Raw genomic sequence first — 11,361 nt, forward strand, 5'->3', positions numbered from 1 at the left:
AAGTACGGCAAAGATCTGGTCCTCGTCGAACCCTCATATGCCTCCAAGGCCTGTGCCACGTGCGGACACGCGAAGGAGGACTCAACCTCGGCGGACCATTCCCCTGCCAACTACTGGGTCGCAGACCGCGACCACAACCCTTTCCCGAACGCGCTCAAGAGATCGGGGAGGGAACGGCCCGTAGTGCCCGTGATCCGTCCTCCACCCGTGGCCAGACGCTACAGGCAAGGAAGCGGGAAGCCACGTGAGGGCTGGGTAGTTCATTGGCAATCATTAATGCTTTAAAAGGGTTCATTCGATTGTGGATCGAATGAGGGCGAAGCCTAACGAGACGGCAATGATGGGGATACTCTTTAACTACGCCAACACGCTGGTGAATTATGGCTTCGCCGTGATCTACGTGATCGTGCTAACCAGGTTCGTGCCAATCATCCAATACGGGTACTATAATGCCATCTTTGCCTTCACGGGCATAGTGGGGCTATTCTTCCCATCGCTTGGCATCGATAATGCCATAGCGAGGGAGGGGGCAGAGTCGCACGCCAAGGGCCTCGATATCACCCCATACTACTCAGCCATGACCGCCCTCTCGCTCGCCATAGCGATGGCAAACGGCATCGCATTGTTGGCGGCCATACCCCTCCTGGAGGCACAGAAGATACCGGATTCGCTTATGCCGATCTTGTATATACTTATATCCTCAAACCTATTAAACGCTATCGCCAACTCAATGGGGTTCTACTTGTGGTTGACCCGGAGAACCGCGACGCAGGGAAAGGGATTGACGCTGGAGAGCCTCGCCTATAGGTTATCGGAAATCGCATTGATAATAATCATGCACAATGTGTATGCAATAGCCATTGCCTCGCTATTTAATGCGGCGACGACGCTGTCCTATTTTTCGTATAATGTGAGGCTGATTCCGGGCATCAAGTTGGGATTAATCGTGTTGAGGCGTGGAATAAGGCGGTTCCTGAACAGCGGCTTCCAGTTCTGGCTAGCTACTTACCTAAATGGGATTGGATCCAACGTATTGAGCTATCTCGTGTATGTGTATCTAGGGCCCCAATACTCGGCCCTCTTCGGCATATCCACGGTAATGGTTGGGGCCGTGGTTTACTTCAGCCAAGCGGTGGGCAATGTCTTCGGATCCACGGCAGCCCACTCGAAGGCGCTGGACGGAGATGTAGGCGGAATCGCCATGGAGTACTCCATGGCCGCCATCGCGGTGGCCGGGCTCCTATCCATTGCCGCCATAGCCGCGCTTCCGCTGCTTCCCATGATCCACGTCCTCAATGGCGATTATGCCGCCGCCATCCCATACGCCGCCCTCCTCTTCGGCCTATCCCCCCTAACCGCCCTAGACGTCGTGTACATGACGTATTACTGGGTTATGGGGAGGGGGTGGAGCGCAGTTCAGCGTGCCGCCGTCGGGGTATCGATTTCCATCGCCTTATTCATAATGGCGAGGGGCATGGATCTTTACGCCGCCGTCTTTGCCTCATACGTTGGGTTCCTGGCCACCGCCATCCTTTATTGGCTGAACAATAGGCCGTGGAGCCCCCGCATGTGGTTCACGCTCGCCACATCGACGCTGCTCCCCATGATTGGCGCAATTATCTACGTTAAGTACCTTGATTGGCCCCTTCCCCAATTGATCGCCGGGGCAGCCCTCATATTGCTTCTACTATTGGTGAAACCCCTTCCCAGAAGCGCCGTGAACCAAGTTCCGCCCATGCTGAGGCGAGCAATTTCGTGGTTCACAAAAGATTGAGGGGCTCGCCCTTAAGGATGGGGAGGGGGTCAAGCATTAGCGTATCTTTATGCATTTATAATTGCTCGAGCACATTGCCCTGACCCATACATCCTCCCCAATCAGCACCACCCTGGATCCATTCTCAATGGGGGGACGCCGAGGAAGCAATCTCCTCAGGACGCCGGCATTATCGATCCAATTCATGGTCCTCACGCCGAGGACGCTTATCGACTTCATCACCTCATTCACCGCCTCCTCATAACTCGGATCAATTAATCGCTTGACTGCCAAGTTCCTATCGATTATGACGAGCTCCGCGCCTCCCCTCTTCAATGCATGCGCCAACAGTAGGGCAGCGGCGGCGCCCAGCTTATCCGCAATCACCTCGCTTGATGCGTACGCCAGCACCGCCAGCGTGAAGCTCGACTCGCTCTCCATGAGCTTGATCACGTACTTATCCAGCTTAAGGCTCTTCTTCCAGTGAATCCTCCTAACCGGGTCGCCCGGAACGAATTCCCTCACCTCCATGATGTCCCCAGCGCCTCCGGCCGATGCCGTGGACAATAATTCCCGCCCCCACTCAATTGCTTGCTGCGTCCTCGACTTGACGATTATCGGCGGGTGCCTAACGATCCTCGCCGCGCTTATCAATCGCCTCTCGTCGATGAGCCTTAGCCTAATGAGGGGCGTCTTGACGCCGCCCAGGGAGTAGAGGAGCCTCGCCCTAATCGTGTCACCCCCAAGCGAGGCAGTGTTTCTCTCCAGCCTGATCTCCGGAGGCGGCTCAATGAGGACGCGCAGCGATGACTTGGGGACTGAGGATAATGATAATGAGTAACTCCTCCACTCGCCGGCCACCGCCCTTACTTCCCCGGGGGTACTGAGGGTTATGTGGAGCGTCATGAATCTGGCCCAGGTCAGGAATGCCGTGGCCGTGACGTAGATGATGATGACGAGGAGGGAGAGGGCTGGGCCGGGGCCCAGGAGGGCCAGGGATAATATTGATGAGGCCATTAATGGAGCGGCGTAGGTCCACCATGGGCCTAAACTGCATGACTTAATCGATGCGTCGAGCACCGGCACGAGAATTATGGAGAGGGCCAGGTTTATGGGCCAGGGGGAGAGGATCAACGCGCCCATGTGAAGCATGGCCAGCGCGGCGTCCCTTCCCCTCCAGGAAAGCAGCTCGAGGACTATTAATGCGGCCGAGTAGGCGTAGGCAATGGGGTGCCCGATATTTAGGGCTATATAGATGGCCGGCAAAACCTTCCGAATCAACGCGAGGAGGCGCGTCGAATTCACTGAACCAGCACCGGAACCTTAACTTGATTTAGGGCATCCTCCACCATATTGATTGGATCCACGGCCTCCCCATACTCGGGCCTAATGATCAATCTATGGGGCAACGCCAGCCGCGCCGCTGCCTTAACGTCGTCCGGTATCGCGTAATTCCTCCCCCCCAGGAATGCGAATGCCCTGGCCAATTTATAGATGCTTATGGGCGCCCTGGTGCTCAGCTTAATCATTAGGCGAGCATCGCCACGCAGAAGCCTAACTATATCGAAAATGTACCTGACCAAGTCATCGCTGACGTAGACCCCCTTAACTGCCTCAATTAATTTCCCCGAGTCCTCGATCCTGATCGCGGGATTGGGCTTGGCCAACTCATTATCTATCTCATCGATGCTCCTCAACACCAGTCTCTCCGTTTCCTCGGCAACGTAATTAACCCTAATGCTGGACGTGAATCTATCCAGCACGGCCACGGGCAATTGGGAAGTGAAGCCCAACTCGACCTCAGCCACATTCATTGTGGCAACGACTATGTGTGGATCCGGGAGCTGGAGGGGGGCCCCATCAATCGTTACCTGCCTCTCCTGCATTGCCTCGAGCAGCGCGGAGAGCGTTCGAGGAGGGGCCCTATTCAACTCGTCCAGCAAAACTATGTTGCTGAATATGGGGCCCTTCACCACTCGAGTGTCGCCGTCCCTCAAATACACGGAGAACCCAATTATGTCGGAGGGAAGCGTCTCGTTGGTCACCTGCACCCTCTTATATGTGCCGCCCACTGCATGGGCAAGCGCCTTGGCTAGGGTAGTCTTGCCGGACCCAACGGGCCCGATCAGCAAGGCATGTCCGCCGGCCAGAAACGTCGCGAGGAGGCTCTGTATCAATTCGTCGCCGCCCAGAAATACCTTGGATATGGATCCCCAAACGGCATTGATATCGTTGCTCCAATTCTTCACGTGGATCGGTTGGATTTAACCCAATTTAACAGTATCGCAATGATCAATGGGGCAAGCGACGCCAAGTAATTGATGGGGAACGCGGATAGGAGGCTCCAGAGGCCGTAAACCGCTACCCTAACTAGGTGGGGCGGCGAGCGGCTCGGCAAGTTGGCGGCGAGGAAGGCGGTGGATCCGATGCATAGGGACTTGAGGAGCCTCGCATTGCCGTACTCGCCTATCATGGAGTTCATGAAGATCGCCGGACTAGATATCAATATTACGTATCCTTTCCCATATGGAAGCCCGGCGGCGACGGGAAGCGGGCCGGGGCCAAGGCTTGAATTGCTGGATGGGCTTGTCACTGCCATGGGTATGAAGCTGGAGTTGATCCTGAGCGCCGTCGCGTTATTCAATGCAATGAATGAGGCGTTCGCGGCGATCACCGGATTATTGAGCATAACGGCGATGGGGAGGTATTGATTCATGGCGTTGAACGCCGGGTCAATGATCGTGGCATTTGTGAAGCTCGCGTTTATGCCCATGTATGACAGCAACTCATTGCTGGCCGGGTAACCGTTGCTCAATATGACCAGTCTACCGCCTCCCTTGACGAATCCGGCTAGGTACGTTGCCTCAGCCCTCGATACGCCCATCGCCGGAATAACGAATAAGGTATTCACTCCCCCGCTCGGCAAGGAGTACACGGGTTTCAGGCACATCGATGATGCCGTCGAGTAGCCGTTCCAGGATGGGTTATGGGGGCCATAAGGCGTGCTGGATGGGGCGAGCAGTAGACCAGACATCACCGCCATGATGGTGATCGCTGCCGTGAAGACAAGGAGGAGCCTCAACTGTGGATCACCCTCCGCAGCAATTCCCTCGCCTCGATCAACTCCTCCTCCCGAGGCTCATGCGTGAAGTAGAGCACTGGCTCCGTTAACGTGATCAGCCTCCACAGGGCATCCCTCCTATCCGGATCCATCTTGGGACCCACTTGAGCGAAGTACTCCCTCAGCGTTTGGTTGGGCATTAATTTGTGGCCGACCTCATTGCCCACCGCATATATGGCCTCGGCCAATGCGTGAACGACTTGGCGGGCCCCCTCCCCCAGGGTTCTCCCCATTGTAGCCGATAATATGCGGGCCTCGACCTCGCTCGCCCCCGCTCCCCCGCCGCCCGTGGCCGGCCTCCTCCTCGATCCCAGAAGCGCTAGGGCAGCGACTCCCGCGGTTATAATTGGCGGAAGCGATAATTGAAGCGGGTTAAGGATGGTTATGACGACGCTGCTGGAGGCGCTCGCCATGGGTAGCCGCGGCAATAATGTGACGGTGAGGACGTGGCGCCCGGTTCCCACGGTTACTGGGATTGGAATCGCCGCATCTATTGTGGGGGAGTTGATGGTCATCGTTTCATTGATCCCATCAATTGACACCAACAGCGTGGAGTTGCCGGGGATCCAGGGGGTTATGGTTCCCCTTATGCTCAGCGTGGAGCCCGCCACCGCGGTTCCGGCGCTTATCGCTAGGTGCACGGGTTCCCCGACTACGGTTACATTCACCTCGGCGCTGGTTGGGGCGTTGCCCATGTATGGCGGGGCATAGAGGAGGAGGGAGTAGTTGCCGGGCGCCAGGGAATCGGTGCTAATAACCGAACTGAACGATCCATTCGCGCCCGTCGCGATTCCCATCGTCGTGTTCCCGATGATTATCGTGAGCGGCCTATGGGGTGGTCCGCTCAACGATCCATTAATCACGATTGGGTCGCCCCACTTAACTAGCCGCGGGGCATTCACTTGGAGCAGGGAGGGGGAGTAGGGGGCTATCGAGGCGGGCTTATTTCTCAATATTTCCATCAATGTTTGATTCACTGCGCTTAGCTGCTGCGATAAACTCTCGTTAATTGCATTAATCACATTGCTGAGGGATGGGTCGTACTTCGCCAATTCGCGGGAGGCATTGAGCCATGTCCCATAAGCCGTTGGAACTAAATCCAGGCCCCGNCTCGCCCAGAGCCTGGCCTCGCTGTAATTGATGGTCTCCATGCTCAACGCATTGCTGTAGTACGATCGAATCAGGGCAAGGGTCTCATTTAAATTGTCCAGCTCAGTCCTCAAGTTCCGTAATCCGGTTAGCGACTTATTGAGGCCCCCCACGAATTGCAGGGCGAGGGGAACATTGAGTCCATTGAGTCCGGCGGCCGATGATGATAGGAGCGAGGGGGATAAGAACGATGAGTTGATGAGAACTGGATTAATTGCATTGGTGCCTTCGCCCCCGAATAAATGGGGCAAGTACATCGCGATCAGCATGGCTAGCAGGAGAGCCGCGGCCATGTATATGCTCCGCATCGCTATGCGCCTCCCCCCATTAACACGATTATGCGCCTAGCTATGAATAGCGCGGATATGGATAATAGTATCGCGGTGATTATCAAATTAATGCGAGCAAGGCGTGGCGGCAGCGGCTCCGCGAGGAGCATCGTGGTTATGTATATCAACGTGAACGACACAACGTATATGCCCAGGTCGTTTACGCCTAGGTGGGCAAACATGGCGTACGCGAATCCGTAAGATAATAATTGAATGATTAATGCATCCCTAAGCCACATCGATCTCCACCTCCCTCAACGTGATGAGCCTATCCCTGCCCCTGATGCTTTCCCCGGCAATTGCGAGGGGGCGGTCAAGGGCCTCCGCCAAGATCGCGGCGGAAATGGATGCGAGGGGGGAGCCCAGCACGGCGGCGACCGCGGAGTTCTCCTCGTAGGGTTGAAAATCCCGAAGGGGAGTCAACGATAAATTAATGGTTCCAACGCCCATGGAGAGGCGGGCGGACTTAACTAAGGACAGAAAGCTAATTAGGCAATCCTGTAGGGCGGATTCCGGGTCCTCCTTCAATGCGCCTCGATCCCTACACGACTTGACGGCGGCGGTGCCCAGGGTAATCAATACCAGTCCAGAGTCCTGGGGCCTATCCCCGTACCTAACCGTTATGCCGCGGGGCAGCTTAGGCAAGCGACCCCTCGCTCCGCTCATGGGAATCAATGCAACGGGCTCCCCCGCCTCGGTGTACCTGCTGGGCAAGTATATGGCTTGAGACGCTATCCCCAGCCCCTCGAGCAGCATGGATATATCGATCCAAGATGATTGGGAGAGCCTCATCAACAAGTCGCTATCGCCGGTTCCCCACGTTGCAACTAGGCCGGACGCAGCTATGGAAATCCCCAGAACCAGGATGGCGATGGAACCAAAGGCTAGCGTGGCTATGATGACCAAGCCGATCCCTATGACCAGCAGGGATAAACCGACATCATTAGCCACTTCTCTCCACCCTGGACCCATTTAAGCAATAACCGCGGAGGGGCATAACCATGGGAGCGAATCGAGTTGAGGGGGATATATTTATTGCGTTTTGCCCAATGATCCTCAAACCGGCAAAAACCCAACCATACGTGGATGATGCGGGCGAGGGGATAATTAGGTTGCTGACCCCGCCTTGAGGCGGCTCGCCCAAGCCCCCGGCTCATCATAGGGATAGAATTAAGGGGACAATAACGGGCACCAGGAGGGTGAGGAGCAAGCCATTAACCATGGCCGTGATGGAGTGCTGCCTCCCCAGTATCGATGCGTATAGGGGAAGCGTGTCATCCATCGTGGTGGCGCCCCCCATGCTTATGAGCGCGGCTGGGCTCCCCGAGAGGAAGGGCACCAAGATGAAGGTCAATTGTTCCCGAAAGAAGTTGGCCAGGAAGGCCAGGACGCCCAGGTAAGGACCGGCATACGCGGCCACGGTTGGACCATCAAAGGTATACCACCCAAAGCCAAGCGCAATGGCGAGGGACACCTTAAGGGAGACGCGCAGAAGCGGGGACAGGAGGAGGCCCGCCAGAACCGAGCCGATCGCCGCGTAGGCCACTGCCTTAACCCCATTAAGCCCCGCCGCCAAGACCCCCCTCCCCAACTCATTGCCCAGGCTCAACCCAACCACGCCGGCCAACACATAGAGCTCCCCCGTTATCAGCAGGGCGGGGCGCGGCAACTCCACCAATAGCCCCACGGCCCATCCCGCGACCAGATCCAGGGGGAAAATTATGCTTAACCCAGATGGGCCTCCCCGCCTAGCTCCGCTCCTTGGGCCGCCTCCGCCATCGAGGAATAGGCCCAACGCGTAGCCCAGGAACATTGTGGAGAAGGCGTAGGCCAGGGATGAGTAGAGGAGGAAGCCAATGCTTTGAATGGTCTTAACGGTATTTCCACCCCACATGCTTATCGTGAAGACCAGGACGATCACTATGGGCAACATCGCCCTGCCAAACGCCGAGGAGAGGCGTGGAATCGCCCTGCCAATCCCCAAAGAAGCGAGGAAGACGGCCACGAAAATCAAGCCGAGCAAATCCATAAAACAAAGCGGGGAATCCATAATTTTAAGCATTGGCCAAAGAACCAGCTCCGGACAAACGGCGAACCCATGAGGCGCCGATCATTCCAGCCCAATGAGGCTTCTCGCCGCTTTCATCATGTTGGATGGGGAATATCTAGGCGACTCCACACGGCCTCACTTATTGTCTTCACGCCCGCCAGCAAGGCATCGATTAATCCCCCCTGGGATCGACGGGACGGGAGCCCCCGGCGCCTCCTCGCCTCATTGAGGATCAACTCCCTAAACCCCGGGTCCCCCAGCGCCCCATGCAGGTGCGTGCCCATTACTCCAAGCTCCTCGTCCCAAATCCCATCCATGACCATCGCCGACACGCCATTCCTCTCCAGTATTATCGAGGCGGGGGACGAGGAGCCGTAAGTCACATGGCCCCTATGTATCTCGTACCCAGTGAATACCAATTCCTCTGGATGAAGAAGTCGAGCAACGCTTCTGCTCACCACCTTATCCAATCCATACGCCACCTCGAAGTCGCCCAGCCCCAGGCCCCTATAGTGACCCGGGGAGCCCCCCTCCACTCCATGGGGGTCACTTATCTTGCTCGCCATCAATTGAAAACCGCCGCAGACGCCCAGAATAGGGGTGGAACCAATGAGTCGCCGCAGCCTCGACTCGAGTCCGGTCCTCCTCAACCACTCAAGCGATGCAGGCACATTCCTCGACCCGGGAAGCACAACTAGATCAGGTTCACCCAATGCCCCGCTCCTCACGAATCTAACGCTTACATCCGGCTCCAGCGTTAATGCTTGAAACTCATTGAAGTTGGATATCCATGGATAAGCGATCACCGCCACGTCGAGGGGCCCCGACCCGAAGCCCATCATTGACTCCGAGTCCTCAGGCCAGAGGCGACTCATATCCATCCAGGGAATGACCCCCACCACCCTCTTGCCCGTCCTCTCCATTAACCACTTAACGGCGCCCTCGAGGAGGGACTCATCCCCCCTGAACCTATTTATGATGAAGCCCTTCACGAGCCTTCGCCAACGCGGCGGTATGGACTCCATGAGGCCCAGGGCCGAGGTAAATGCGCCGCCCCTATCTATGTCCAGCACCACATACACGTCCCCGCCCAAGTACTCAGCCGCCCTGAAGTTAGTTACGTCCCTTATATTAGGCTCAAAGGCGGACCCCGCCCCCTCCCCAACAATTAGATCGAACCCACTCCTCAACTCATCAATTGCCTCCCTCACTATGCGCCACTTATCCAGGATTGAGGAGGAGTACTCCCTGAAGCCATTAATGGAAAAGGGGCGGCCCCTAACTATTACCTCGCTCCTATCATCGCTAAGCGGCTTCAGCAGTATGGGATTCATGGCGGTCACGGGCTCCACCCCAGCCGCGTAGGCCTGCATCGCTTGAGCCACCGCGACCTCCCCACCATCCACCGCAGGGTAACTATTGAGGGACATGTTCTGGGCCTTGAAGGGGGATACCCTAGCCCTCTTGGATAGGGCATGAACGATCGCCGTAACTATCACCGTTTTCCCGCTGTTGGAGGAGGTCGAGAGTATATACACGGGAAAGGGAGCAAACCGTGGAAATAAATGCTCACCGCCTACATAAGATCGAAGACCTCGCCCCCTCGGGTCGGGATCGGCGGCAAGCTATATGGATTAATGACTAACCCCAAGGAGGCATCATACATCCACTATCGTAAACTGCCCCTCCCTAATGGGGTTGGGAAAAGATGGGCCTCCAGAGAGCCATGCCACGGGTAAATGCGCTTCCGGTTAGTGGGGCAATGCTTCCCGATTCCTTGGAGCCAATAGATTCATCATTACCCCCGCGTGAGTCATGTATTCCAACCCCTTCTCCGTCAACCTATTGAAGAGGCACTTCCTCCTAGTGCCTGCGCTGCAATTACCCCTATACCTCTCCACGAGCCCCATCTCCTCCACGAAGCGGAGAACGCCCTCCCCATACCCCCACGACCCCAACAAGGCAAGAAGCTCACGGGTATATGGATCCCTCCCAGTTCTCAAACTGAATTGCTGTATTGTATTGAGGAGTCGCATTGCCGATACGATTTTGTTTCTTTGCATGCGTGTCCAATAATTGGTAACGCATATATAAATATTGCGACCCACAATCGATGAACTTAACGATGGAGAAAACCGCAAACTACCCCTGCCCTAATGGACGTCTCCGGTAAAAAAGTCTAAGACTCAGAGGTGGCGGCTCGTTGCCCCTTGGGGCATCCCCGACCTGAGCGGGACACTGAACGTCCTCCGGAAGATTAACGTTAATTTCGGCTAAGAAACCGCTCTCCTTCATTGTGAGCCATAATCGAGCGGCGCCCATAAGGTAATCCCTCGGGAGCCCTCAAGGCGGGGAAGGGGTCGGGCATCCGCGAAAATTGTGGAAAGATTTCTAATGGAGAAACCATTTGATTTCATGGGCTCCCATTGCAACCCTCCATATTAAATCCATGGCTTACTGACCTCCTCCTCGCCCTAAAGTGCGAGGTTTGTCGTTAGTTTTATCAAGGCCACGGCAACGACGTCGGGGAAGATTTAAATATATAATTAAAGGCGATATATTGTGTCTGCCTCTCTCAGGGATGAATTCATAAAGCTGCTTAGGGAGGATGAGACCTTTAGGATGGCAGTAGCAGGATTGCTGGGGCTTGATTCCATCCTCAACGAGCTGAAGAGACTCAGGGAGGATTTCAATAAATTAGTGGATGTGGAGGAGAAGAGGCTGGAGGACAACGACAAGAAATGGGAAGAAAACGACAAGAAATGGGAAATGAACGAGAAAAGATGGGAAGAAAACGACAAGAAATGGGAAATGAACGAGAAAAGATGGATAGAGAACGACAAGAAATGGGAAGAGAACTTCAAGAGATGGGAAGAAAACGACAAGAAATGGGAAATGAACGAGAAAAGATGGATAGAGAACGACAAGAAATGGGAAGAGAACTTCAAGAGATGGGAAG

Annotated in this window: 11 protein-coding genes and 2 pseudogenes; 3 read left to right on the forward strand and 10 right to left on the reverse strand. The window is 55.7% G+C overall.

Annotated features, from left to right (window positions below; all coding sequences use genetic code 11):
* Both AT710_07510 and AT710_07515 read left to right on the forward strand, forming a co-directional pair.
* Positions 1–285: pseudogene (locus AT710_07510) on the forward strand.
* Positions 286–310: 25 nt separating this feature from the next.
* Positions 311–1,774 carry a hypothetical protein gene (locus AT710_07515; protein ID KUO91083.1) on the forward strand — a complete coding sequence of 488 codons (1,464 nt, stop codon included), beginning with the start codon at positions 311–313 and terminating at the stop codon, positions 1,772–1,774.
* A 36-nt stretch (positions 1,775–1,810) separates the two neighbouring features.
* On the opposite strand, the gene AT710_07520 is transcribed toward AT710_07515, so the two are convergent.
* The 10 genes from AT710_07520 to AT710_07565 form a co-directional block, all read right to left on the reverse strand.
* A complete protein-coding gene (locus AT710_07520; GenBank protein KUO91084.1) occupies positions 1,811–3,058 on the reverse strand; it encodes a hypothetical protein in 1,248 nt (415 codons plus the stop codon).
* A complete protein-coding gene (locus tag AT710_07525; GenBank protein ID KUO91085.1) occupies positions 3,055–4,008 on the reverse strand; it encodes an ATPase in 954 nt (317 codons plus the stop codon). Before AT710_07525 ends, AT710_07520 begins: the two co-directional genes overlap by 4 nt.
* Positions 3,999–4,637: a hypothetical protein gene (locus AT710_07530; protein KUO91086.1), complete on the reverse strand. Its 639-nt coding sequence runs from the start codon at positions 4,635–4,637 to the stop codon at positions 3,999–4,001. Before AT710_07530 ends, AT710_07525 begins: the two co-directional genes overlap by 10 nt.
* 194 nt (positions 4,638–4,831) lie before the next feature.
* Positions 4,832–6,331 (reverse strand): hypothetical protein, encoded by a 1,500-nt coding sequence (locus AT710_07535; GenBank protein ID KUO91087.1) that lies wholly within the window; start codon positions 6,329–6,331, stop codon positions 4,832–4,834.
* 2 nt (positions 6,332–6,333) lie between these two features.
* Complete coding sequence (locus AT710_07540; GenBank protein KUO91088.1) at positions 6,334–6,591, reverse strand: hypothetical protein; 258 nt, start codon at positions 6,589–6,591, stop codon at positions 6,334–6,336.
* Complete coding sequence (locus AT710_07545; protein ID KUO91089.1) at positions 6,581–7,303, reverse strand: hypothetical protein; 723 nt, start codon at positions 7,301–7,303, stop codon at positions 6,581–6,583. The genes AT710_07540 and AT710_07545 overlap by 11 nt, the downstream gene beginning before the upstream one ends.
* The gene (locus AT710_07550) at positions 7,296–7,496 is read right to left on the reverse strand and encodes a hypothetical protein (GenBank protein KUO91090.1); all 201 of its coding nucleotides are present in this window, start codon (positions 7,494–7,496) and stop codon (positions 7,296–7,298) included. The genes AT710_07545 and AT710_07550 overlap by 8 nt, the downstream gene beginning before the upstream one ends.
* Before the next feature lie 12 nt (positions 7,497–7,508).
* Positions 7,509–8,381: a hypothetical protein gene (locus tag AT710_07555; protein KUO91091.1), complete on the reverse strand. Its 873-nt coding sequence runs from the start codon at positions 8,379–8,381 to the stop codon at positions 7,509–7,511.
* Between the two features lie 116 nt (positions 8,382–8,497).
* Positions 8,498–9,940 (reverse strand): cobalamin biosynthesis protein CobQ, encoded by a 1,443-nt coding sequence (locus tag AT710_07560; GenBank protein ID KUO91092.1) that lies wholly within the window; start codon positions 9,938–9,940, stop codon positions 8,498–8,500.
* Positions 9,941–10,153: 213 nt separating this feature from the next.
* Complete coding sequence (locus AT710_07565) at positions 10,154–10,465, reverse strand: hypothetical protein (GenBank protein KUO91093.1); 312 nt, start codon at positions 10,463–10,465, stop codon at positions 10,154–10,156.
* Positions 10,466–10,964: 499 nt separating this feature from the next.
* On the opposite strand from AT710_07565, the pseudogene AT710_07570 reads away from it, so the two are divergent.
* Positions 10,965–11,361 (forward strand): annotated as a pseudogene (locus tag AT710_07570).

Source organism: Thermocladium sp. ECH_B (assembly GCA_001516585.1).
Taxonomy (GTDB): Archaea; Thermoproteota; Thermoprotei; order Thermoproteales; family Thermocladiaceae; genus Thermocladium.

Coding starts and splice junctions, on each gene's coding strand:
- AT710_07540 (KUO91088.1), bottom strand. CDS start 6,591: ATGTGGCTTAGGGATGCATTAATCATTCAATTATTATCTTACGGATTC.
- AT710_07565 (KUO91093.1), bottom strand. CDS start 10,465: ATGCAAAGAAACAAAATCGTATCGGCAATGCGACTCCTCAATACAATA.
- AT710_07555 (KUO91091.1), bottom strand. CDS start 8,381: ATGGATTTGCTCGGCTTGATTTTCGTGGCCGTCTTCCTCGCTTCTTTG.
- AT710_07515 (KUO91083.1), top strand. CDS start 311: ATGAGGGCGAAGCCTAACGAGACGGCAATGATGGGGATACTCTTTAAC.
- AT710_07530 (KUO91086.1), bottom strand. CDS start 4,637: ATGGGCGTATCGAGGGCTGAGGCAACGTACCTAGCCGGATTCGTCAAG.